18 protein-coding genes are annotated in these 23,799 nt (G+C 46.6%); 10 read left to right on the top strand and 8 right to left on the bottom strand.

Annotated features, from left to right (window positions below):
- Window positions 1-248: 248 nt before the first annotated feature.
- From B5G04_RS18610 to pyrB, 6 genes are read right to left on the bottom strand one after another with little or no spacing between them, the layout of a single operon-like run.
- Complete coding sequence (locus B5G04_RS18610) at window positions 249-968, bottom strand: OmpA family protein (protein ID WP_022039883.1); 720 nt, start codon at window positions 966-968, stop codon at window positions 249-251.
- A gap of 20 nt (window positions 969-988) precedes the next feature.
- On the bottom strand, window positions 989-2,269 hold the full coding sequence (glyA, locus tag B5G04_RS18605; protein WP_087246943.1) for a serine hydroxymethyltransferase: 1,281 nt from the start codon (window positions 2,267-2,269) through the stop codon (window positions 989-991).
- Between the two features lie 33 nt (window positions 2,270-2,302).
- Window positions 2,303-3,031, bottom strand: a complete 729-nt coding sequence (locus B5G04_RS18600; RefSeq protein ID WP_087398315.1) for a porin family protein — start codon at window positions 3,029-3,031, stop codon at window positions 2,303-2,305.
- A gap of 1 nt (window position 3,032) precedes the next feature.
- Entirely contained in the window at window positions 3,033-3,599 is a 567-nt protein-coding gene (locus B5G04_RS18595) for a flavin reductase family protein (RefSeq protein WP_022039880.1), read from the bottom strand.
- A 10-nt stretch (window positions 3,600-3,609) separates the two neighbouring features.
- Window positions 3,610-4,068, bottom strand: a complete 459-nt coding sequence (gene pyrI, locus B5G04_RS18590) for an aspartate carbamoyltransferase regulatory subunit (RefSeq protein ID WP_022039879.1) — start codon at window positions 4,066-4,068, stop codon at window positions 3,610-3,612.
- Window positions 4,069-4,081: 13 nt separating this feature from the next.
- Window positions 4,082-5,035, bottom strand: a complete 954-nt coding sequence (pyrB, locus tag B5G04_RS18585; RefSeq protein ID WP_022039878.1) for an aspartate carbamoyltransferase — start codon at window positions 5,033-5,035, stop codon at window positions 4,082-4,084.
- Window positions 5,036-5,270: 235 nt separating this feature from the next.
- Between pyrB and B5G04_RS18580 the strand changes: the two genes are divergently transcribed.
- The 3 genes from B5G04_RS18580 (at window position 5,271) to B5G04_RS18570 (ending at window position 9,465) form a co-directional block, all read left to right on the top strand.
- The gene (locus B5G04_RS18580; RefSeq protein WP_087398314.1) at window positions 5,271-7,598 is read left to right on the top strand and encodes a transglycosylase domain-containing protein; all 2,328 of its coding nucleotides are present in this window, start codon (window positions 5,271-5,273) and stop codon (window positions 7,596-7,598) included.
- A gap of 412 nt (window positions 7,599-8,010) precedes the next feature.
- Window positions 8,011-8,580: a sigma-70 family RNA polymerase sigma factor gene (locus B5G04_RS18575; RefSeq protein WP_022039875.1), complete on the top strand. Its 570-nt coding sequence runs from the start codon at window positions 8,011-8,013 to the stop codon at window positions 8,578-8,580.
- 63 nt (window positions 8,581-8,643) lie between these two features.
- On the top strand, window positions 8,644-9,465 hold the full coding sequence (locus B5G04_RS18570) for a hypothetical protein (RefSeq protein ID WP_022039874.1): 822 nt from the start codon (window positions 8,644-8,646) through the stop codon (window positions 9,463-9,465).
- 108 nt (window positions 9,466-9,573) lie between these two features.
- On the opposite strand, the gene B5G04_RS18565 is transcribed toward B5G04_RS18570, so the two are convergent.
- Window positions 9,574-12,444, bottom strand: coding sequence for a PD-(D/E)XK nuclease family protein (locus B5G04_RS18565; RefSeq protein ID WP_087246947.1), 2,871 nt, complete (start codon window positions 12,442-12,444; stop codon window positions 9,574-9,576).
- A gap of 115 nt (window positions 12,445-12,559) precedes the next feature.
- Window positions 12,560-15,778 carry a UvrD-helicase domain-containing protein gene (locus tag B5G04_RS18560; RefSeq protein WP_087246949.1) on the bottom strand — a complete coding sequence of 1,073 codons (3,219 nt, stop codon included), beginning with the start codon at window positions 15,776-15,778 and terminating at the stop codon, window positions 12,560-12,562.
- Window positions 15,779-16,132: 354 nt separating this feature from the next.
- Between B5G04_RS18560 and B5G04_RS20095 the strand changes: the two genes are divergently transcribed.
- From B5G04_RS20095 to B5G04_RS18530, 7 genes are all read left to right on the top strand, one after another.
- Window positions 16,133-16,366 carry a hypothetical protein gene (locus B5G04_RS20095; RefSeq protein ID WP_158100143.1) on the top strand — a complete coding sequence of 78 codons (234 nt, stop codon included), beginning with the start codon at window positions 16,133-16,135 and terminating at the stop codon, window positions 16,364-16,366.
- Between the two features lie 349 nt (window positions 16,367-16,715).
- A complete protein-coding gene (gene ilvD, locus B5G04_RS18555) occupies window positions 16,716-18,518 on the top strand; it encodes a dihydroxy-acid dehydratase (RefSeq protein ID WP_087398316.1) in 1,803 nt (600 codons plus the stop codon).
- Window positions 18,519-18,627: 109 nt separating this feature from the next.
- Window positions 18,628-20,331 (top strand): biosynthetic-type acetolactate synthase large subunit, encoded by a 1,704-nt coding sequence (gene ilvB, locus B5G04_RS18550; protein ID WP_087398313.1) that lies wholly within the window; start codon window positions 18,628-18,630, stop codon window positions 20,329-20,331.
- Window positions 20,332-20,446: 115 nt separating this feature from the next.
- On the top strand, window positions 20,447-21,004 hold the full coding sequence (gene ilvN, locus B5G04_RS18545) for an acetolactate synthase small subunit (protein WP_013616882.1): 558 nt from the start codon (window positions 20,447-20,449) through the stop codon (window positions 21,002-21,004).
- A gap of 5 nt (window positions 21,005-21,009) precedes the next feature.
- Window positions 21,010-21,756, top strand: coding sequence for an acyl-ACP thioesterase domain-containing protein (locus B5G04_RS18540; protein ID WP_087398312.1), 747 nt, complete (start codon window positions 21,010-21,012; stop codon window positions 21,754-21,756).
- Between the two features lie 206 nt (window positions 21,757-21,962).
- The gene (gene ilvC, locus B5G04_RS18535) at window positions 21,963-23,006 is read left to right on the top strand and encodes a ketol-acid reductoisomerase (RefSeq protein ID WP_013616880.1); all 1,044 of its coding nucleotides are present in this window, start codon (window positions 21,963-21,965) and stop codon (window positions 23,004-23,006) included.
- A 178-nt stretch (window positions 23,007-23,184) separates the two neighbouring features.
- Window positions 23,185-23,796 carry a PepSY-like domain-containing protein gene (locus tag B5G04_RS18530; protein ID WP_022039653.1) on the top strand — a complete coding sequence of 204 codons (612 nt, stop codon included), beginning with the start codon at window positions 23,185-23,187 and terminating at the stop codon, window positions 23,794-23,796.
- Window positions 23,797-23,799: the final 3 nt, after the last annotated feature.

The following is a 23,799-nucleotide window of genomic DNA, read 5'->3' as shown; positions in this document are numbered from 1 at the left end:
AAGAAGCTGTTTTGAATTTCTCCAAAAAGTTTTTCTTGGCTTGATGTATCCGTTTTCGTGTGTGCTTTGGGCGATTTTTTGGTTCTTTTCGCTCCTGTTCTTCGTCAGATAGCCCGCTATCTTCCTCATCACAGAAGCGAAAATGCCTCAAAAACTCATCCCAAATCATCGCACGATAAATTCAAAACAGCTTCTTAATTTTTGAGGTCATTTACTGAATATCCTTGATTCAGTATTGTTCTGCCATATTATTGCAATGTGCCAGCTTCGGCTGCTTGTATCATTTGCTGGCTGGCATACATATATACCTCTACACGCCGGTTTTCTTGACGGCCTGCTTCGGTGCTGTTGTCTGCAACCGGATTGCTTTCGCCCAATCCTTCCACTGTTTTGATTTGTGAGGCAGTAGTACCGCAACTGAGAAGGTAGCTGGATACACTTTGTGCTCGTTCTTGTGAGAGGGCTTGATTTTTCTGTACACTTTGTTCTGCGGTGCTGTTTTTCCAACCCGTATTGTCGGTATATCCATAGATGGCTACATCCATATCGGGATTTTGGATTAATACGTTGTTGGCAAATTTGCTTAGAGCCGCTTTGGCAGAAGTGCTCAGGGTAGAGCTGCTGGTAGCAAATAAGATGCCCGAATCGAAGGTTACTTTGACGGCTTGTAAGCCATTGTTATCCGTAACCTGTTCTACTTCTGCTCCTTCGATTTGCGCAGCCTGTTCGGCAGCCTTATCCATTTTCTTACCAATCAAGACCCCTGCGCCTGTTCCTACGGCAGCTCCTACAGCAGCACCGATTGCTGCGCCTTTTCCATGACCGGCAATACCTCCGATGAGGGCACCCAAAGCTGCTCCGCCACCACCTCCAATCATTCCTCCTTTGGCGGTGTTGTTTAAACTTCCACAACCGCTAAGTACCAAGCATCCGCTCAGTAAGATAGCCATACAACTTGTTTTTTTCATAAGCTTTTTATATTATACATTTAATATGCAAATAAGGGATAGTTTTTCATCGTGTTGTTTACACGGGTACGAACGGAAGCTATCACTTCTTCATTGTCTACGTTCGATAATACCGTTTCTATCATTTCGGCAATTTCATACATTAGGTCTTCTTTTGCACCCCGTGTCGTAATGGCTGGAGTTCCTAAACGGATTCCAGAGGTTTGGAATGCTGAACGGGTATCAAACGGAACCATGTTCTTATTTACGGTAATATCTGCCGAAACCAACGCTTTCTCAGCTACTTTTCCGGTCAGGTCGGGATATTTGGTTCGCAGGTCTACTAACATCGAATGGTTGTCTGTACCGCCGGATACGATGGTAAATCCGCGGTCTATCAATGCTTGTGCTAATGTAGCGGCATTTTTCTTTACTTGTAAAGCATAGTCTTTCCATTCGGGTTGGAGGATTTCATTAAAGGCGACAGCCTTTGCTGCAATCACATGTTCCAGCGGGCCACCCTGGATACCGGGGAATACGGCAGAGTCAAGCAATTGTGACATCATTTTGATTTCACCTTTGGGCGTTTTCTTTCCCCAAGGATTGGGAAAGTCTTTTCCCATTAGGATGATGCCTCCACGTGGTCCTCGTAAAGTTTTATGAGTAGTAGACGTTACGATATGTGCGTATTTTACTGGATTGTCGAGCAGACCGGCAGCAATCAGTCCGGCTGGGTGAGCCATGTCAATCATCAGAATGGCATTTACTTTGTCTGCAATTTCGCGCATGCGTTTGTAATCCCATTCGCGTGAATAGGCAGAACCACCTCCGATAATCAATTTGGGATGTTCGCGTAGTGCGATTTCTTCCATCTGGTCATAGTCTACACGTCCGGTTTCTTTATTCAGGTTATATTCGCAAGGTGTGTAGATGATGCCTGAAGTGTTGACGGCCGAACCGTGGGATAAGTGTCCTCCGTGTGCCAGATTCAGTCCCATGAACTTGTCTCCAGGGTTTAATACTGCAAGGAATACGGCTGCATTGGCTTGTGCTCCAGAGTGAGGCTGGACGTTTGCCCATTCGGCACCGAAGATTTTCTTGATGCGGTCGATGGCGAGTTGTTCGCTTTGGTCTACAACTTCACAACCTCCATAATAGCGTTTGCCAGGATAACCTTCGGCATATTTATTAGTGAGGCATGACCCCATGGCTTGCATTACTTCATCGCTTACGAAATTTTCGGAAGCAATCAGTTCTATGCCTTTCAGTTGACGTTGGTGTTCTCTTTCGATAATGTTGAAAATTAAATCGTCTCTTTTCATATTTGTATGTTTTTTTGATAAAATAATTTGATGTTAAAATATTACACCTACTGAGAAACTTAATACATTCCGGCGACGTTTTAGGGAAATGTCTTGGGTATTATAAGGATTTTCAGTCAGTGTCTTGTCGTATGTGATGGATTGAACCAAATCGTGTAATCCGATTTCATAGCGGAAGTCGAAAAAAATGTTTGATACATTGACTGCAAGTCCGACTACTCCACTAAAGCTGAAGGGACGTATTTCTTCTTTGATTCCTTGCTGATAAAACCCGGAATATTCGCTTTTGGTATGTTTTTCCCATGCGTATGCAACTTTCGGTCCGATAAAGAATGCCATGCCGTATGGATAGGCATCTACGAATTTGTAACCATAAAGCAAAGGCATGTCGATAGAATGGATGTCTGTTTTTACCAAGGCATTGTCATCTATTAGTCCTGCATTGTTTACATCATTCGGAATCGAAATACTCCCTTTTGAAACGTTATACGAAAATTCGGTTTGTAGGAAATGGTGTTTTTTTAAATTGAAGCGGCAGAAAAAGGCTCCGAAATATCCTATCTTGTAGTTGTTCTGGATATCTTGCAGCTCATTTTCTCCTAATGTAAAATGGTCGATGAAGAACATGGTGGAATTAAATCCTGCCTTGATGCCTATATTGACCTTGGGGTCGTTTGTCTCATTGCGCGATTCTGTTTGGGCGTGTGCGGAAAGTCCGGACAGCCCCATAAGGCAAAGCAGGATAAAGGCATTTGTTCTCATCTTATTTCTTCTTTTCTACAGACCAACCGAATTTTCCTATTTTTTCTCCTGTTTCATAATATCCGCCGTGGATATATACTAATAGATTGGATTGTGCAAGTTCAAATTTCCCGGTTTCTGTATTTAAATATTTTTCATCAGCTTTTACATTGACGACATCTGCTATGAACATGTCGTGCGAGCCAAGGGCGATAATGTCTTTCACCCTGCATTCGATACATAGAGGTGATTCCTCGATGAGTGGTGCCTGCACCATTGAAGCCTTGCCTGGTGTGAGGTGCATTTCCTCAAACTTATTATAGTCTTTGCCTGAGCGTACACCGCACCAATCGGTAGCGAATGCCATATCTTTGGTGGTCAGGTTGATGACAAATTCCATGTTCTTTTTCAGAATCGGGTAGGAGTGTCGTTCCGGTCGTACGGAGATGTAGCACATGGGTGGGTTGGAACAGATGGTTCCTACCCACGCTATGGTCAGTATGTTGTATTCTTCTTCCGTGCTTCCGCAACTCACAAGTACGGCTGGCAGGGGGTATATCATCGTGCCAGGTTTCCAGTCTTGTTTCATGGTTTGTGTGTCAGATTAGTTTGATGTTGTCTACCTGTTGTTCTTTCTCGCAATAATGGCATTTCAGGATACCTTGTTCTTTGTCGGCGACATGGAACCACGTCTGCATCGGCTCGTTGTTGGTGATGCATTTGGGATTGTTGCATTTCACGATTCCTTTCAGTTCGGATGGCATCACCACTTCTTTCTTTTCCACTACCTCGTAGTTGCGGATGATGTTCAGCTTCATGTTGGGTGCCACTACAGAAAGGCGGCTGATTTCCTCATCGGTAAAGAACCGTCCGGCAATCTTGATGATGCCTTTCTTTCCCAGTTTTTTACTTTCGAAGTTGTTTCCGATAGTGATGTTGCTGTCCATGTGTTGCAGGTCGAGCAAGGATACTACGGTAAACAGCTTGTCTGAAGGTATATGGTCGATTACCGTTCCGTTCTCAAGGGCGGCTACTTGCAATTCTTTTTTGTTGCTCATTACATCAAAAGTTTTAAAGGTTCATGATTCGGTTGGTATCTGCTTTCACTTCGTCCAGCGTAATTCCTAATACATCACAAAGAATGGCTTCACGTGCGTACAGGCCGTTTTGTGCTTGTTGGAAATAGTAGGCTTTCGGGTTATTATCCACATCATAGGCTATTTCGTTCACGCGGGGCAACGGATGAAGGATGCGAAGGTTAGGCCGTGTGTGTTCCAGCATTTTGTTGTGCAGGATATATACGTCTTTTACCCGTTCGTATTCCATCAGGTCGGTGAAGCGTTCGCGTTGTACACGGGTCATGTACAGGATGTCTGCATTGGCAATGGTTTCCTCGTTGAAGTCGCTGTGTTCTTCGTAATGGATGTGATGTTCCTTGCAGTACAGTTTGTATTCTTCCGGCATTTTCAGTTCGTTGGGGGCGATGAAATGGAAAGTCGGGTTAAAATGGCGCATTGCCATCAGGAGGGAATGTACTGTGCGTCCGTATTTCAAATCACCTACCAGATAGATGTTCAGATTTTCCAGTGTACCCTGTGTCTTATAGATGGAATAGAGGTCAAGCATGGTTTGAGAAGGATGCTGGTTGGCCCCGTCGCCCGCGTTGACGATAGGAACGGGTGCTATTTCGCTGGCATAGCGTGCGGCTCCCTCCAAGTAGTGACGCATGACGATGATATCGGCATAATTGCTTACCATCATGATGGTGTCTTTCAGGGTTTCTCCTTTCGAAGAACTTGTCACCTTGGGGTCGGTGAATCCGATGACTTTTGCACCTAAACGATTGGCAGCTGTCTCAAAACTCAGACGCGTGCGGGTGGAAGGTTCAAAAAAAAGGGTCGCAACGATTCTCTGGTCCAACAAGTGACGGTTTGGTTTCTTTTCAAACTCTTGTGCCATTTCCAGCAGATAAAGGATGCGTTCCTTCGAGTGGTTGGCAATAGTGACTAAACTTCTATTTTCCATATTTTCCGTTTAATGATAGTTCTTTAATAAATACCGGAGTTCAAAGATAGTCAAAAAAATAGAATGAACGGTTTTTATTCCGGCATTTTTTATACTTTTGCACTTCGTAAAGAGTAATATCGGACACAAGAGTATGAAGGTGCAGTGTTTTTCTTTGTCGGCGAAGCAAGACATTCCTCTTTTTGTGCCATTGTATTTCCTGGGTTCTATGTTTATATATTAAGGTATAAGAATTATGAGAAAGAAGTTCATATGCGCATTGTGGATTTTGGTGGTCTTGAGTATTCTGGCCGTGGCGGTTGTATTTACGGCTATAGCGAAAGGATGGATAGGTTATGTGCCTCCGGTGGAGGAATTGGAAAATCCCAATCTGAAATTTGCTACCCAGATTATATCCGATGATGACCAATTACTGGGGACATGGTCGTATAGCAAGGAAAATCGTGTTTATGTAGGCTATAATGATTTGTCGCCCAATTTGGTTCATGCATTGATTGCTACAGAAGACGTGCGCTTCAGCGAACATTCCGGCATTGATTTTCGTGCTTTCTTGCGTGCGGTAATCAAGCGCGGAATACTGATGCAGAAGAATGCCGGAGGAGGCAGTACGATTACCCAGCAGCTTGCCAAGCAATTTTATTCACCTACGGCAGACAATGTGATGGAACGTCTGTTACAGAAGCCGATAGAGTGGGTGATAGCCGTCAAGTTGGAGCGTTATTATACAAAAGAAGAAATCCTCACGATGTATCTCAATAAGTTCGATTTCTTAAACAATGCTGTGGGTATCAAAACGGCGGCAAAAACTTATTTCTCGAAAGATCCGAAAGAACTTTCCATCGAAGAGGCTGCAACACTGGTTGGCATGTGTAAGAATCCTTCGCTTTATAATCCGCGCAGGTTTAACGAACGTTCGCGGGGACGTCGAAATACAGTGCTCGACCAGATGCGCAAGGCGAATTATATTACGCGGGCTGAATGTGACTCGTTGCAGGCACTTCCGCTTAAGTTAAGGTTCCAGCCTGTTGACCATAAGGATGGGCTGGCTACTTATTTTCGTGAATACCTGCGTCATATAATGACTGCTAAGCAGCCCGATAAGAGTAAGTATCGCGGCTGGCAGATGCAGCAGTATTACGAAGACTCCATTGCCTGGAAAACCAATCCGCTTTACGGTTGGTGTGCGAAGAACAAGAAAAAGGACGGCACCAACTATAACATTTACACCGACGGGTTGAAGATTTACACCACTATCAACTCCCGGATGCAGCAATATGCTGAAGAGGCGGTTTACGAGCATGTGGCGAAGTATCTCCAGCCTCGCTTCTTTAAGGAGAAGATGGGGCGGAAGACAGCTCCTTATACCAACCAGCTGACGCAAGAAGAAGTGAACGAGATAATGGACCGCTCAATGCGTCAGACCGACCGCTACCGTCAGATGAAGAAAGCAGGATGCTCGGAAGAAGAAATCCGTCAGGCCTTCAACACCAAGCATGAGATGATGGTTTTTTCATACGAGGGAGAAAAAGATACTATCATGACACCGATGGACTCCATTCGTTATTATAAGTATTTTCTGCGTGCCGGGTTCATGTCGATGGATCCTGTGACCGGTTACGTGAAGGCATACGTAGGCGGGCCTAATTATAATTACTTCCAGTATGACATGGCAATGGTAGGACGCCGTCAGGTAGGGTCTACCATCAAGCCTTTCCTTTATTCGCTAGCGATGGAGAATGGTTTTTCGCCTTGTGATGAAGTACGTAATGTGGAACAGACACTTTTCGATGAGAACGGAAAAGCTTGGTCGCCACGTAACTCTTCCCGTTCGCATTATGGTGAAGTGGTTACTCTGAAGTGGGGACTTGCCAACTCGAATAACTGGATATCGGCTTATCTGATGAGTAAGCTTAGCCCTTATGCGCTGGCGAGGTTGATTCACTCGTTCGGTGTGCTGAACAAAGACATACAGCCCACTGTCTCTCTTTGTCTGGGTCCGTGTGAAATATCGGTAGGAGAAATGGTTAGTGCTTATACGGCATTTGCCAACCGGGGCATCCGCACGGCACCGCTGTTTGTTTCGCGCATTGAGGATAATGAGGGAAATGTCATTGCTAACTTTACTCCACAGGTCGATGAGGTAATCAGTGAATCGAGTGCTTATAAAATGTTGGTGATGCTGCGTGCCGTTATTAATGAGGGTACCGGAGGACGTGTGCGCCGTTTGTATGGCATTAAGGCAGATATGGGTGGAAAGACTGGAACAACTAACCGTAATTCGGATGGTTGGTTTATGGGATTTACTCCTTCATTGGTGTCTGGATGCTGGGTTGGCGGTGTAGAGCGTGATATCCATTTTGACACGATGCGTGATGGACAAGGTGCTTCGATGGCACTTCCGGTATGGGGACTCTTTATGCAAAAAGTTTATGCTGATAAGGAATTGGGCTATTCTGAAGAGGAACGCTTTGACATACCAGGCGATTTTGACCCTTGTAAGGACAAATTGACTGAAATGGAAGAAGAAAATGCCAGCAGGCTGGACGATGTGTTCTTCCAATAACAATGCTTTATGGATGCCCGCACTTTGCCCATCTGTCGTTCTTAAAAATGAAGCTATGTTTCAGATGCAGTTCATATATGCAACTGCATCTGAAACATAGCTTTTAATGGCGAAGTATTTATTTTCTATTGTCGGTTGTTGGCAGACTACGGATATACCTATGAAAATAGTTGGCTGAAAGAGTTGGTTTTGGGGGTTAGGTCTTGCAACTGTTTCTTAGAACCAGTCATTTAAAGGAGAAAACGGTATTTATCTAAGATATTTCGAAAAAAAATCCTTTTTCATTAGCTTTTTTACTGAAAAAATATTTCCTTTACAGCAAAATGATTTATATCTTTCTTAAATGATTGACTGTATGATAGATGTTTTCATTTGTAATTGAATTAATTTATAAACCATAAAAACAGATACTATGAATTTACTCGTTAGCTCTGATGAAGAGCTGATTTCTTTATTTCAGTCTGGAAACAATGAGGCATTCGCTATTCTTTTACACCGCTATGCCGACCAGATTAAATATTCTATTCGTCAAATCATATCCAGTATTGAAGAAGCTGAAGATGTTTTTCAAGATTTATCCATTCATTTCAGTATTAAACTGAAGACAGCTTACAAGGAAAATGGGAAATTTGGAGGTTGGCTACATTGTGTAGTTGACAATTATTTATGTAGCTATTGTAGGAAAATGAAGCCTAAAATCACAGATTTGGATTTGGAGACGGTGAAAGATTGGCAAAATGAATATGAATTAAGTTCGCAGGATAGAGAACATAAATATGCAGAACTAAGGAAATCGGTCAAGGAGCTTCCGGAGGAATTAAGAATATTGGTAGAGATGAAAATCTGGAAAAGAATGACTTTAGAGGCTATTGCCGTCAAATTAAACTCGAACAAATCGACAATAGCCAAGCGTTTGCAGTCTGCTTATCACCAACTGGAAAAGAGTATGCTTGCCAAAGGGTATGATGATGCTTTTATTTGATTCTTGTCGGGAATATGTAGTAAAATAGACTTGAAAATCTTATCTTTGCAAAAAAGGGAGAATATGGATTATGACTTGACTTTATATCAAGTATCTCCCCGGTTGGCAGAAACGGTAATAGCCCGTATCGGTGAATTCAATCGGGGCAGGACAACCGTTAATGGTTGTTATGCTATTAGTGTGGCTACAGCTTATCGTCCATATTATGCTTTCTGGCGTTTCTTCCCCAACGTAGAGATTCCTTTATTTATACGGACACTTGCCGTCACTTTTGATATGGCGGCTGAACGTGCTTTTTCTTTGCTTCAAAATTGTAATGTAAAACTTGAAGTATTTGATAATAGGGTTTTTGAATGCTATTATGGACAATCGGAAGATTTTGTTCCTTTCGGAAAGTACCGTGGCAAACGATTGGCTGAAGTGTATTATATTGATCCTTCTTACGTATTGTGGCTGGCAAATAAATTTGTACCTAGTCTCAAGCGTTACGAACCATTGGTTGTTCTGGCCAAAGAGTTTGCACGTGTTCATTTTGAACTGACAGTACAAAAGCGTCGCGTTTCATCGGTGAGCCATAATGTGGGGCAAGTAGGCGAGCGTTTGAAGGAACTTTTTCTGACGGTGTTGAATGTCCGTCTACAAGTAGATATTTACAAGCCTGATTTCTATGTGGACCAATATATTTTGGCAGCCGACCGTGATGGAAATCGTTTTACGTTTTTTCTTAAAGCAGGCGGACGTAGTCTTTCGCCCAATGTATTAAGTTGCCATACACGAAAGGTCATTGCTCACGAGATGTTGCATCTTGCTTCTGCTAAGGTGATATCGCATTACGAGAGTCGCGGAGTGCGTTATACTCGTTTGGGGTATGTGAAATTGTTGTAGTACTCAATATTGCAAGGCTAAGGTTAAATGTCCACAATGCGGTGAATGAGAAGAGGATTATCTTCTGTGTCAGGTCGGATAATCCTCTTTTGAAGATAGGATTATCCGTTATTTCCGGCATAAATCCTTGAAATCACAATAGGTGCATTTATCCGGAATCTCGGTTTGTGTGAATGGGATTTCCGGGGAGAAGATTTCCATCAGCAACAGTTTCAGTCGTTCGCGGAACTCCATTTCGTAACGGGCAAAGTCGTAAACTGGTTCAGCTTTTCGTGCTTCACCCAGTTGGATGACTGGCGTGTAGTTTTCTGAGGCAGCCCGGTGTATGTACAGCAGTGAGGGAGCTACTTGGCGTGTGTCTTGTTTCTCCCGTAGCTTGCGGCATACGATAGCAGCGTAGAGGAATGTTTGGAATACATGACTCGAACGTTTGAGGTCGGGAGAAAAGAGCGATTCTATGCTGGATGGCGTGTCGGCGTTTCCTCCAGTCTTATAATCGACGATGCGCAGAATGTTGTCTTTCCAATCTATTCTGTCAATGATGCCTCCGATACGTGAATGTAGGACGGTGTCGGCTACGGTGAGTTTCAGTTCTTCGTAGACGGGGTATTCTGAACTGACGAACGTGAATGGTGCATGCTTCAGGTCCTTCTGGAGCAGTTGCTTCACATAGCGTAGTATGACAGCTGAATTAATAAGTTGGATACCATTGTAAGTGGGTTTTTCTTCAGGAGGCAGATGGAAAAAAAGTTCTTTGAAACCTTTGTCGACATAGTCCTGTAAGCGAACTTCATTTTTCAGCAGATTCTCTATTGTTTCTTGATTGATGACTTTTCCGTGTGTTGTCAGGTCTTTGTAGATGTGTTCGGCAGCATGGTGGAAAATACTGCCGAATTTGGCAGCATCAATTTCAGGAGAGATTTCATCGGGGGCATTGAGGTGTGCCGCATACTTGTAGTAGAATTTTAACGGGCAGTCCAGGTAACAGTTCAATGCCGAGGGCGAAAGTACAGCTTTTGGGTTGTAACGTACATCGAAGGTTTCCCATAAGCGTCGGAGGACGGTCGGTCCTTTGGAGATACAGATAGGGGTAGAGCCTTGTGGCGATTGTGCAGCTTCCAGTCTCAAACGCTTGACGGGATACCCCCATTCGATGATGAATTGGAGCATGAAGCGCGACATTTCGCCACGGTTGATGCCGTCAGTAGCAGTGTTGAATATCAGTGTAGCTTTTTCCGTGCGCTGTAACAGACGGTAAAAATAATAGGCATAGACGGCTATCTTGTGGTCGATGGTGGTCATTCCGAATGCTTTTCGCAGGTTGTAGGGGATGAATGAGGCATCGTTTCCACCTTTTGGAAGTTGGCCTTCGTTTACCGAGAGCATAATGAGGTGACGGAAGTCGAGGTTACGTGTTTCCAGTACTCCCATTACTTGCAGTCCGATGGCTGGTTCGCCATGGAAAGGAATACTCGAAGTAGCCATGACGCGGGTAAGCAGGCGTTGCAATGTCTCGGGTTTTACGTTTAAGTCTTTGTCTTCTATCAGTGTGTAGAATCGGTTCATCAAGGTATAGGTCTTGAACAAGGCTTCACGGTAAAGCTGGTCGAAAGCAGTTGTATCCGAAGGCTTTTGTTGCTGGTAAGATAACGCGACTTTCTCTAATGCCTTCGTAATCAGCTGGCATAAGTTGGAGTTGGTGGTAACGGGCGTGAAGAGTATCTCCAGTATTCCGTCTTTTTCTAATTCGGAGGGAAGTGGGTAGAATCTGTTGTCACGGGTTAGGCTTTGCTCCAATTCTGCCGCCTGTGACGAGAGTTGTCGCGTATAAGGGTGCTTCAGCAGGCTGATTACTTCGGTGAAGCGATAACGTCCGTTTTGTGTGTTGTATCCTGCAGTATGCAGTTCCAGCAAGGCACAGACAAAACTATATGTAGGCGTTTGTGAGAGAGGAAAGCCCATTGTGATGTTGATGTGTTTTACATTTTCGGGAAGCGAATGGAGTACGGACTGGAGCAGTGCCTCGTTGCATAGCACTACGGCAGTTTCTTTTTCTTCTTCGGTAAGATTCTCACGAAGCCATTGGGGCAGGTAGCGCGCTTGTCCGTTTTCGGTGGGCGATTCTACAAAAGTAATGTCTTTGGCTTGATTTAAGTTATTAAAGAAAGAGGGAGGAAGCTCAGATGGGAAATCCCGTAAATTCCGGCGGATGAATTCGCCTGCTTCATGAGGTGTCCGGTTCAGGTAAAAGGTGTCGTAGTCCCAGTAAAATAAGGCTTTTCCTGCATCGGCAAGTCTACGGAAGAGTGTATGTTCTACTTTGTTCAGTACGTTGAAACCTACAAAAACATACAGCCGGTATGGAAGTTTGTCGGGATTTAGGGTGTCGATGACTTGGCGGTACATCATTCCTTCGTAAGCAATGTGCTGGCTTTCCAGCAATGCTTTATATCGGGTGTAGATTTCTCCTAGTGTGTCCCATATCGAAATGAAGCGTTGTTTCAACTCTGTTACGCGGTCAATCGAGAAATTTCGGAAAAACTGCGAAAGGGTTTCTTTCTGTCCTTCTTCCAGAAAATCGTAATCATCAGTTAAGCCGTTCAGGTCTTTCAGATTGCTGAAGAGCGCCTGGGTATCTGCCAAGTTCTTGTCTGCGTCATCAAAATCGGCTATCAGCATCTCTCCCCAGAAAAAGAAATCGTCTAGAGATTCATTACTTCCGGTTACTTGGCGAAATACTTTATACAGGTCACACACCAATTTGACGGAATCGCCTGTTTGCCATGGAGAGCACTGGCGGAACAATTCGCTGATGCTGGTGTAGGCGGGCGACCACAAGGGGCGCTTGCTTTCATGTGCCAAATACTCGTTGAAAAACAGGCTGGCGCGTTTATTGGGGAAAACCACGGCAACATTGCTTAGGTCACCGTGCGTTTTTTCATATAGGTCGTGTGCTACTTCTTGTAGGAATGTTTTCATCTTTTTTATTGGTTTATTGAGGGTTAGTAGTTGGGGAATTTGTCACTTGGGATTGGATATTAATGCCTTTTTAGGGGAAAAGTATCGGTTTCTGGATATCTGGATTTCTGTGGAGTCATACTTTTTCCAACTCGTTTCCGAATACATACCACAAGTAGCCTTCTACATTTTTGTAGCCCATCCCGATGAGCAGGTTCATATATTCTTTTACCTGCTGGCGGTAGACATTTTTTTTCTTACCGAACTTGAAGTCGACTACTACCACTTTGTCTTTTTTCATCATTACGCGGTCTGGTCGCCGTGTCTGGAATGTTCCGGTTTCATCAGTGTAAATGATGCTGCATTCGTTATAGAGTTTCCAATTTCCTCCATACCAGTCTTTTACCTGCGGGTGGTTTAGCGCCCAACGAGCAAGTTTTTCGATTTCGCATGCTTTCTCTTCCGATTCCAGTATGCCTTCAAACGTGAGTTTTTTGATGACTCCAGGTAAGTCGGATTCAGTGGTGATGGAAGCAAACACTTGATGCAGGAGTTGTCCTTGACGGATGTAGCGTTCGTGTTCTTCTTCATCTTCATCGCCTCGGATAAAGTCGGCAGAACGGTTCGATTGTTTGAATTCGATTGGGGTTTCTATCGATTCCACCTGTACAGGCAAGCTTTGTGGAAGTACTGCAAGTGGATTCTCAGAGCCTTTTTCCTGTTTTTTATTTTCCGAAGGACAGAGAGAGCCGAAGGTGTATGTCAGAGGAGATGTTTCTTCGGTTTCTTCTGTTTTTGTGTCCCAAATGTTGAGTTGGGGGGCTACTTCAGCAAGTAGTTCCGATACAGTGCCCCGCTGGTTTGCTTTACCCCATATAATAAGGTTCTTGCACGCACGGGTAAACGCCACGTAGAGTAGATTCAGGTTATCCACCCATAGCTGGAGTCGTTCTTCCCAATAGCTGTCGTGGTAAACAGAGTCTGCCATGGCTGAAGAATAATTTACCGGTACGATGTCCAGTTCGTTGAACGGGGCACGGTCGGTCTCTTTTCCTGTTCCTGCCACTGAACACCATATCAGGTGATTGTTGGTTTCGTTTTCCATCTTCCAGTCGCAGAAAGGGAGCAGTACAGTGTGGAATTCTAATCCTTTCGACTTATGGATGGAAAGGATACGGATACCTTCTATTTCTCCCGATGGGATGGTTTTTTCGTGCAGGCGTTCGTCCCAAAAAGCAATGAAGGCAGTTAGCTCAGACGAATGTTGCTGCATGTACTCGGTTACAGCATCGTAGAAAGCGCATAGGTAGGCGTCTTGATGCTCAATGCGTTGCATATCGAATAGCAGGAAGAGTTTTTCCAATAGCTCATAAAGAGGCATGAGGCGCAATTCAGGCATCTGTGCTGCAAAGGCTTCAGGTAGGAAAGGAGTGAGGTCATCCGCTAAGATTTGGTTTAGGCTGATGCTGGAGTGAAGTATTTCGTGCTGGTATGCTACTGCCAGACGTGCACCGGCTATGCGGTCTTCGGGCGAGGTGAGATAGCGTAACCCGTCTACCATCATGCATACAGCCAGCGAAGCATCGAGGCGGAAAGCTTCGTCCGATACGATGCGGTAGGGTGTATGTTTATCAAAATAATCGGCTATGGAGGGAATGGATTTATTTTTCCGTACCAGAATAGCTATGTCATTGGTATGTATACCTTGTGCGATAAGTTGTTCTACCTGGCTGGCAAGGGCATGCAGGGTAGCATCAGCGTATGGCTGTTCTTGGGTATCGGGTAGGAAAGTCAGGCTGACGAATCCCTGTTCGTTTTGTTTGGAAGTTTCCTGGCATACGTCGCTGTATGCGTTGAGCAATTGCAGGCATGGGGTGCCTGTTTCATCCTCATATTTGTGGTTCAGGGCGGTACAAGCGGAAGTAAACATTGCGTTGTTAAAGTAAATGATGCGTGCTTCACTTCGCCAGTTCGTTTTCAGGGTCAGTTCGCGGATACGCAAGGTCGGGTCATTCCCCAGTCCTGCCAGAATTTTCCAGTCTCCGTTGCGCCAGCGGTAGATGCTTTGTTTGATGTCGCCTACGATGAGGCTACCTTCCCTTTGTGAAAGACTTTCTTCCAGCAGCAGATGGAAATTTTCCCATTGCATACGTGACGTATCTTGAAATTCGTCTATCATCACAGTGTCGATGGAAGTACCTATTTTTTCATAGATGAATGCTGCGTCACCTTCGTGCATCAGGCTATGCAGGAGGGCGTTGGTATCGGATAATAAAAAACGGTTGTGTTGCTGGTTCTGCAAGCGCAGTTCTTCATCAATATGTGCCAGAAGGCGTAGGTTGTTCAGATAGCGTAACGAAAGATTGCACGAGTTTACCAGTACGTTATTCTTCGGCCGGAACTCTTCGGCGGTTTTCAGCAAGGGAATCAGTTCGCGTGTGGCAAGGTCTAAGATGGCAGCGCGATGGGGTGAAGTGCGTGTTGCCCAGTTATCTTCACTCGCCAGGCACTTGTCTACAGTGGCATTGCGGATATTGTCCGACAGGTTTCCTAGGGCGAGTTTGTTGAAATAGCTTCCGATACCACGCGAACCGTTTTTCAGATCGGTTGGCAACAGGCCGTTCATTTCCAGTACACCTGTAAACTGGTCGTTAAAGCTTTTCATCTCTTCCAATGCTTCACGGCGGATGTCCTGCACCTGTCTCCGATAGTTGGGAATGAAAGTCGGGTCGGCAAGTTTACGGCGCAGCCCGTCGCCTTTCTCAATGTATCCTTCGTCAAGGATGTTGCGTCCGAAGTTCTTGATTTCGCTTGAAATATCCCAGCGTTTGTCATCCGAGATGCGTTCGTCTATATATTCCATCAGCCAACTCAGTACGGGTGAATGACGGTCCAGTTTTTCTATCATTGCATCTACGGTATCTGAAAGTACTTCTGTGTTATTCAGTTCTATGGTCATATTGGCACCTAGTTCCAGCTCGCGGGCTAAATTGCGCAGCACGGCTTGAAAAAAAGAGTCAATGGTTTCAATTCGGAAACGATTGTAGTCATGTATGATGTTGTGCAACGCCCGTCGTGCTGCCTTGCGGATGGCGTCTTCGTCCATCTGACATATTCGTTTCAGTTCATTGAGGTAGCTGTCCGATGATTTGACGTTGTAGCCCAGCCCATAGAGTTGTTCCAGAATACGGCTTTTCATTTCGGCTGTAGCCTTGTTTGTGAAGGTTACTGCCAGGATACGCCGGTAGGATGCAGGATCTTCTATCAATTGCCGGATGTATTGCACGGCAAGGGTAAAGGTCTTTCCTGAACCGGCTGAGGCTTTATAGACTAATAGTTGTGGGGTATTTGTCATAGCTTTTTTATATGCGTTAATATGCGTTTTCAGTGCAAAGATAGTCTTTTGCTTGGATACCGGAAACGATGAACCGTTTTATTTGGAAACTGTTTTGAATTAATCAAAGAAAAAATGTTATGGGCATTTATAATCAAATTCCTAAAGCCATATAATTGAAATATCTGATTGGATTATATTATCAATCCAGACATCATCCTTTTATGGTTTCCATATCAAAACCGTACGTTCTCCAATTGAAAACCGTACGTTCTCGATATGGAAACCGTACGGTTTTGATATGGAGAACGTAAAAAGAAGACAGCTTGAAACAGATACTGAACCTTTCAGAAGCTGTTTTGAATTTATCGTGCGATGATTTGGGATGAGTTTTTGAGGCATTTTTGCTTCTGTGATGAGGAAGATAGCGGGCTATCTGACGAAGAACAGGAGCGGAAAGGACCCAAAAATCGCCCAAAGCACACACGAAAACGGATACATCAAGCCAAGAAAAACTTTTTGGAGAAATTCAAAACAGCTTCTCAATCATACATTGATTCATATCCGCTAAATAAATTTATCGGAAAAATTGAAACACTCTCTTACTAATGATAATTTTTTTCGATAAAAAAGTTTCATTTTATTTGTTTATTCGGGAAAAGGCTTTACCTTTGCAACCGTAAAAACCAATTAAACCGAATGACAATGACAACTGATATACGAATTAACTTGGCAGTCCTGCATTTGATTCACGTCGTGGTGGTACCAGGGGGTGAGGAAGGTTCGTGTATGTAGTTGTTCGAGATTATACGTTGAAAAGCCTTTCTCACCCCTGAGGTCGAGAGAGGCTTTTTTATAATTGGCAGTTGGGTTAAGCTGGTATTGTGATTGGGTGGAAGCTCAAGAACTTAAAAACTAACAAACTTAAAAACTAAAGAACTAAAAAAACATAATGGAGATGAAACATCAGTTACGCAGTTCAATGAGTACCGAAGGCCGGCGCATGGCGGGAGCCCGCGCCTTGTGGGTGGCCAACGGGATGAAGAAAGAAATGATGGGCAAGCCGATTATTGCGGTGGTCAACTCGTTTACCCAGTTTGTGCCGGGACATACCCACCTGCATGAAATCGGGCAGATGGTGAAAGCCGAAATCGAACGGCAGGGGTGCTTTGCCGCCGAGTTCAACACCATTGCCATTGATGACGGAATAGCGATGGGGCACGACGGGATGTTGTATTCATTGCCTTCGCGCGACATTATCGCCGACAGCATCGAGTATATGGTGAACGCGCATAAGGCGGATGCGATGATTTGCATCTCCAATTGCGACAAGATTACGCCGGGGATGCTGATGGCGGCGATGCGGCTCAATATCCCCACGGTGTTCGTGTCGGGAGGACCGATGGAGGCTGGCGAGTGGGGCGGGATGCATCTCGACCTGATAGACGCGATGATTAAGTCGGCGGACACGAGTGTGAGCGATGCCGATGTGGCGGAAATAGAGCGTCATGCCTGCCCCGGATGCGGGTGCTGCTCGGGAATGTTCACCGCCAACTCGATGAATTGCCTGAACGAGGCAATCGGGCTTGCCCTGCCGGGGAACGGCACCGTTCTTGCTACGCACGCCAACCGCCGCATCCTGTTTGAAGACGCGGCACGGCTCATCGTGGAGAATGCGTGGAAGTATTACCGTGATGGGGATGATAGTGTATTGCCACGGAGCATCGCCACACGCCAGGCTTTCCTCAACGCCATGACCCTCGACATTGCGATGGGCGGTTCTACCAACACGGTGCTTCACCTGCTTGCCATTGCCCACGAGGCGGAAGTGGATTTCTGTATGGACGACATCGATCAGCTTTCGCGACGCGTGCCTTGCCTGTGCAAGGTGGCTCCCAATACGCAGAAATACCACATACAGGACGTGAACCGTGCCGGTGGTATTCTGAACATTTTGGGCGAGCTGGCGAAGGGGGGCTTGCTGGACACTTCGGTGCGCCGGGTAGACGGAACTACCTTGGCAGAAGCCATTGCCCGATATAATATATGTGTGCCCGCTCCCGATCCCGAGGCGTTGCGTATTTACCGGAGCGCACCGGGCGGAACGTTCTGCATCGCGCTGGGCGCGCAGGACACAATGTACGATACGTTGGACACCGACCGTGCCACAGGGTGTATCCGCGATTTGCAACATGCTTATTCGAAAGACGGAGGCCTGGCGGTATTGAAGGGCAACATTGCGCAGGACGGATGCGTGGTGAAGACGGCTGGAGTGGATGAGAGCATCTGGAAATTCTCCGGTCCCGCTAAAGTCTTCGATTCGCAGGAAGCGGCTTGCGAGGGAATCTTGGGAGGCAAGGTGGTGAGCGGCGATGTGGTGGTCATCACCCATGAAGGCCCCAAAGGAGGACCGGGAATGCAGGAAATGCTTTACCCTACATCGTACATCAAGTCGAAACACTTGGGCAAAGAGTGTGCCCTCATTACCGACGGACGCTTTAGCGGCGGTACATCGGGCTTGAGCATCGGGCACATTTCGCCTGAAGCTGCTGCCGGAGGAAACATCGGTAAGATTGTAGACGGCGACATCATCGAGATAGATATCCCGAACCGTACCATCAACGTACGGCTGAGCGATGAAGAACTGGCTGCACGTCCGATGGCACCCGTTACGCGCGACCGCAAGGTGTCGAAAGCTCTCAGGGCGTATGCCGCGATGGTAAGCTCGGCGGATAAAGGAGGAGTGAGAATGATTGACTGAATTGTTTAGGTACTAGGTAACTAGGTTCTGGATACCATTCGTAAGACTATTCAAAACTTAGTCAACTAGTATCTAAACCCTAGTTCCTAAAATAAATAAAAGGAAGAATATGGACAAAGAAAGAATAACAGGCTCGGAGGCATTGATGCGTTCGCTGGAGCACGAAGGGGTGAAGACGCTTTTCGGCTATCCCGGCGGAGCCATTATGCCGGTATTTGATGCATTATACGACCATCGGGACAAGTTGAACCATATCCTTGTGCGTCACGAACAGGGAGCGGTACATGCGGCACAGGGCTTTGCCCGGGTGTCGGGTGAGGTAGGAGTATGTCTGGTGACGAGCGGTCCCGGCGCTACGAATACCATTACCGGTGTGGCGGATGCGATGATAGACAGTACGCCCATTGTGGTGATAGCCGGTCAGGTGGGTGCATCGTTATTGGGTACAGACGCTTTTCAGGAAGTGGACCTGGTAGGTGTTACCCAGCCTATATCGAAATGGAGTTACCAGATACGTCGTGCCGAAGACGTGGCATGGGCGGTGTCGCGTGCGTTCTACCTTGCGCGGAGCGGGCGTCCCGGTCCGGTGGTGCTCGATTTTGCCAAGAATGCGCAGACCGAAATGACGGAATATGAACCGGTGAATGTGGACTTTATCCGGAGTTATGACCCTGACCCCGAGACCGACCCGAAGATGGTGGCAGAGGCGGTGAAGCTCATCAACGAAGCCGAACGCCCCTTGCTGCTGGTAGGGCAGGGTGTAGAATTGGGAGGTGCACAAGAAGAACTGAAAGCATTTGCTGAGAAGGCGGACATCCCCTGCGGATGTACCTTGTTGGGGCTTTCGGCATTGCCTTCTGCCCACCGGCTGAACAAGGGAATGCTGGGGATGCACGGCAATCTTGCCCCTAACGTGAAGACCAACGAGTGTGACGTGCTGATAGCCGTGGGGATGCGTTTCGACGACCGTGTGACGGGTAAGCTGGAAACATACGCCCGTCAGGCGAAGGTCATCCACCTGGATGTAGACCCTTCGGAGATAGGCAAGAACGTGCCGGTGGATGTGCCCGTGCTGGGCAATTGCAAGCGTACGTTGGCTTTGCTGACCGAATTGATACAGACCCACAAGCATACGGAATGGATAGAAAGTTTCCGCCCGTACGATGAGAAAGAGTACGAGCAGGTAATCCGTCCCGAGGTACATCCCGAAAGCGGTCCGCTGAATATGGGCGAGGTGGTCAATGCCGTGAGCGAGGCAACCTGCCGCGAAGCGATATTGGTGACCGATGTAGGTCAGAACCAGATGATGGCATGCCGCTATTTCAAGTTCGGGAAAAAACGGAGCATCGTGACTTCGGGTGGTATGGGAACGATGGGCTTCTGCCTTCCGGCGGCAATTGGTGCCACGTTCGGATGTCCCGGACGTACGGTATGCGCCTTTATGGGCGATGGAGGCTTGCAGATGACGATGCAAGAGCTGGGTACCGTGATGGAGCAGCAAGTGCCGGTGAAGCTTATTTTGCTGAACAATAATTACTTAGGTAATGTGCGTCAATGGCAGGCGATGTTTTTCAACCGCCGCTATTCGTTTACGCCGATGATGAATCCCGACTACATGCAGATAGCTGCCGCCTACGGCATAGCCGGACGCCGCGTGATGGAACGGGACGAGCTGGAAGGTGCCATCCGCGAGATGCTGGACACCGACGGACCTTTCCTGCTCGAAGTGTGTGTGGTAGAAGAAGGCAATGTGCTCCCGATGACTCCTCCGGGAAGTTCGGTAAACGATATGCTGCTTGAACTGGATTGTTGAATATCAGTTGACAAGGTACCAGTTTACAAGGAGACAAGGTTCTGAATAGCTTTGTGTATCTAAAATCTTGTCAACTCGTTAACTCGTCAACTTGTTACCTAAAAATAAAACGCAAATGGATAATAAGACATTATATACAATTATCGTTCACTCGGAAAACTTTGCCGGTTTGCTCAATCAGGTGACCGCCGTGTTCACCCGCCGGCAAATCAATATCGAGAGCCTGAACGTTTCGGCATCTTCCATCAAGGGCGTGCATAAATATACGATAACGTGCTGGACTACCCCCGACATCGTGGAGAAGGTAGTGCGTCAGATAGAGAAGAAAATCGACGTCATTCAGGCGCATTATTTCACTGAAAAGGAAATCTTTCAGCGTGAGGTGGCGATGTACAAGGTTTCTACACCCGAGTTTCAGTCGAACCCTGAGGCATCGAAGGTGGTGCGCCGTGCCAGTGCGCACATCGTGGAGGTGAACCCCACGTTCTGCATCGTGGAACTGACAGGAATGAGTGCCGAAATCACCGACTTGTACCAGAAGCTGAAAGACCTGAACTGCGTGCTCCAGTTTGTCCGCTCAGGGCGGATAGCTGTGTCTACCAGTTGTTTCGAGCGGGTGAACGAGTACCTGGCGCATCGGGAAGAACGTTATTTGAAAGAGAAAAAAGAGTAAACATTATGGACGCAAAAGAGAAAGTAGGCAGATACGAATTTGTGGCTGAGCCTTTTCATGTAGATTTTGCGGGACGGCTCACCATGGGAGTATTGGGAAACCATTTATTGAATTGTGCCGGATTCCATGCCGCCGACCGCGGGTTTGGGATAGCGGTATTGAATGAGAACCATTATACGTGGGTGCTTTCGCGCTTGGCGGTGGAAATGACCGATATGCCCCGGGCATACGAGAAGTTCAGTATCGAGACATGGGTGGAAAATGTCTACCGGCTCTTCACCGACCGCAACTTCGCGGTACTCAATGCGGAAGGCAAGCCCATCGGTTATGCACGTTCGGTATGGGCGATGATTAGTATGGAGACCCGTAAGCCTGCCGATTTGTTTCTCTTGCATGGCGATGAAATCACAAGTTATATATGCGCCGACAAGCCTTGTCCCATCGCAAAGGCGGGCAGGGTAAAGGTAGGCGATGCGCAGCAGGTGGCGGAATATCATACCCGGTACAGCGACATCGACCTGAACGGGCATGTGAACAGCATCAAGTACATCGAGCATATCCTCGACCTGTTTCCGCTGGAAATGTACCGTGAAAAAACGCTGCACCGTTTCGAGGTTGCGTATGCAGCCGAAAGCCATTATGGTGATGTGCTGGGGTTTTATCGGGAACAGAAGTCGGAAAACGAATACGACATCGAGGTACGGAAGAACGGGACTGAGACCGCCATACGGAGCAAAGTGGTGTTTGAATAATTAATAATTAAGAATTAATAATTAAAATGAATGTCCGCAATCATCCTATGTAGGGGGCAAAATGCGGATATTCATAATAATTAAAAAACTCTGTGTGCCTCTGTGTCCTTTGTGGTGAAAACTTAAAAACTAACAAACTTAAAAACTAACAAACTCAAATATTAACTTGCGGACCGGTAAGGTCTGCGTAAAAAGATTGTAATTTTATGGCAAAAATGAATTTTGGCGGAGTTATCGAAAACGTAGAGACCCGCGAAGAATTTCCTTTGGAAAAAGCACGTGAAGTATTGAAAGACGAAACCATAGCCGTAATCGGTTACGGCGTACAGGGACCGGGCCAGTCGTTGAACCTGCGCGATAACGGGTTCAATGTCATCGTGGGCCAGCGTCCGGGAAAGACATACGATAAAGCCGTTGCTGACGGATGGGTGCCGGGCGAAACCCTTTTCGGCATCGAAGAGGCTTGCGAGCGTGCGACGATTATCGCCGTATTGCTCTCGGATGCAGCGCAGATAGCTTGCTGGCCGACTATCGAGAAACATCTTACGGCTGGTAAGGCACTGTATTTCTCTCACGGTTTCGCCATTACGTGGAACGACCGTACAGGTGTGGTTCCCCCGAAAGATGTAGACGTGATTATGGTGGCACCGAAAGGTTCGGGAACTTCTTTGCGTACCATGTTCCTCGAAGGCCGCGGGCTGAACTCGTCATACGCTATCTATCAGGATGCTACCGGTAAGGCTTGGGACCGTGTCATCGCTATGGGCATCGGCATTGGTTCGGGATACCTGTTCGAAACCACTTTCCAGCGCGAAGCTACTTCCGACCTGACCGGCGAACGCGGTACGCTGATGGGTGCCATCCAGGGTTTGCTTTTGGCTCAGTACGAAACTTTGCGCGAACACGGGCACACGCCTTCTGAAGCTTTCAATGAAACCGTAGAAGAGCTTACCCAGTCGCTGATGCCGCTCTTTGCCGCCAAAGGTATGGATTGGATGTATGCCAACTGCTCTACTACAGCCCAGCGCGGCGCACTCGACTGGATGGTTCCGTTCCACGATGCTACCAAGCCGGTATTCGAAAAACTGTATAAGTCGGTAGCCGACGGACTGGAAGCCCAGCGTTCCATCGACTCCAACTCTCAGCCCGACTATCGCGAAAAGCTGAACGAAGAGTTGAAAGCCTTGCGCGAAAGCGAAATGTGGCAGACGGGTGTGGTAGTACGTAAGCTCCGTCCGGAAAATAACTGAGCAATTGACAATTGACAATTATTTCTGATTGGCAATTGATGATTGGTAATGATTGCTTTATGCTCCAGTCCCCAAAGGGCACAAAGCACTTTGCCGGTTGTCAATTGCCAATTGTTTTTTTGGCAGATAAGAAAAAGTGTTGTACATTTGCCGTAGACCATTAAAAAACAGACTATTTATGAAAATGCGTGTATTTTTAGGAATGATGGCAATGTGCTTTGCGCTTTTTGTGTATGCAGAGAGTGATCCTACGTCGTTTGTACGGAACAGATATCCGGATGCCCGTATTTTAGACCGTGATTGGGATGACGGATTCATCGAAGTGAAAATGTCGCATCGCGGAAAGGAAAAGATCGTTATTTTCAATGCCGATGGAAAATGGTTGCGTACCATGTGGGAAGTACGCCGCAGCAGGCTTCCGCGTGCGGTAATCAGTGTATTGAGAAGGACAGGGTTCGTGTACGAAGAGATAGACGATAACGATAATATGGCGATGGAGAACCGTCGGGGAATGTTTTATATCGTTCAGGCCGACCGTAATGACCAAAGCTATGTGCTGGTGGTGTCGGAGCGGGGAAACATCATCGACCGCTTTTACGATGACGAATGGGATGACGAGTGGGACGAAGGACGCTGGGAAGGCGAGTCTTGGGATGACGGCGAGGACCATTTCGACGAAGGAGATGATGAGTGGGACGACCACAACCGTTATCGCCGTCCTCACCGCCACCATCGCGGGTGTTGTCATGAAGACGATGGTGAGGACCGTTTCGATGAAGGAGACGACTAGTGA

Source organism: Bacteroides sp. An51A (genome assembly GCF_002161565.1).
Lineage (GTDB): Bacteria > Bacteroidota > Bacteroidia > Bacteroidales > Bacteroidaceae > Phocaeicola > Phocaeicola intestinalis.
This window is presented reverse-complemented; position numbering and strand designations above follow the sequence as displayed.

What these genes read in the sequence shown, in the direction of transcription:
- ilvC (WP_013616880.1), top strand. Translation starts at nt 21,963, where the DNA reads ATGGCAAAAATGAATTTTGGCGGAGTTATCGAAAACGTAGAGACCCGC.
- B5G04_RS20095 (WP_158100143.1), top strand. Translation starts at nt 16,133, where the DNA reads ATGATTTGGGATGAGTTTTTGAGGCATTTTTGCTTCTGTGATGAGGAA.
- ilvD (WP_087398316.1), top strand. Translation starts at nt 16,716, where the DNA reads ATGAAACATCAGTTACGCAGTTCAATGAGTACCGAAGGCCGGCGCATG.
- B5G04_RS18595 (WP_022039880.1), bottom strand. Translation starts at nt 3,599, where the DNA reads ATGAAACAAGACTGGAAACCTGGCACGATGATATACCCCCTGCCAGCC.
- B5G04_RS18540 (WP_087398312.1), top strand. Translation starts at nt 21,010, where the DNA reads ATGGACGCAAAAGAGAAAGTAGGCAGATACGAATTTGTGGCTGAGCCT.
- B5G04_RS18560 (WP_087246949.1), bottom strand. Translation starts at nt 15,778, where the DNA reads ATGACAAATACCCCACAACTATTAGTCTATAAAGCCTCAGCCGGTTCA.
- pyrI (WP_022039879.1), bottom strand. Translation starts at nt 4,068, where the DNA reads ATGAGCAACAAAAAAGAATTGCAAGTAGCCGCCCTTGAGAACGGAACG.
- ilvN (WP_013616882.1), top strand. Translation starts at nt 20,447, where the DNA reads ATGGATAATAAGACATTATATACAATTATCGTTCACTCGGAAAACTTT.
- B5G04_RS18600 (WP_087398315.1), bottom strand. Translation starts at nt 3,031, where the DNA reads ATGAGAACAAATGCCTTTATCCTGCTTTGCCTTATGGGGCTGTCCGGA.
- B5G04_RS18530 (WP_022039653.1), top strand. Translation starts at nt 23,185, where the DNA reads ATGAAAATGCGTGTATTTTTAGGAATGATGGCAATGTGCTTTGCGCTT.
- B5G04_RS18565 (WP_087246947.1), bottom strand. Translation starts at nt 12,444, where the DNA reads ATGAAAACATTCCTACAAGAAGTAGCACACGACCTATATGAAAAAACG.
- ilvB (WP_087398313.1), top strand. Translation starts at nt 18,628, where the DNA reads ATGGACAAAGAAAGAATAACAGGCTCGGAGGCATTGATGCGTTCGCTG.
- B5G04_RS18580 (WP_087398314.1), top strand. Translation starts at nt 5,271, where the DNA reads ATGAGAAAGAAGTTCATATGCGCATTGTGGATTTTGGTGGTCTTGAGT.
- pyrB (WP_022039878.1), bottom strand. Translation starts at nt 5,035, where the DNA reads ATGGAAAATAGAAGTTTAGTCACTATTGCCAACCACTCGAAGGAACGC.
- B5G04_RS18570 (WP_022039874.1), top strand. Translation starts at nt 8,644, where the DNA reads ATGGATTATGACTTGACTTTATATCAAGTATCTCCCCGGTTGGCAGAA.
- glyA (WP_087246943.1), bottom strand. Translation starts at nt 2,269, where the DNA reads ATGAAAAGAGACGATTTAATTTTCAACATTATCGAAAGAGAACACCAA.
- B5G04_RS18575 (WP_022039875.1), top strand. Translation starts at nt 8,011, where the DNA reads ATGAATTTACTCGTTAGCTCTGATGAAGAGCTGATTTCTTTATTTCAG.
- B5G04_RS18610 (WP_022039883.1), bottom strand. Translation starts at nt 968, where the DNA reads ATGAAAAAAACAAGTTGTATGGCTATCTTACTGAGCGGATGCTTGGTA.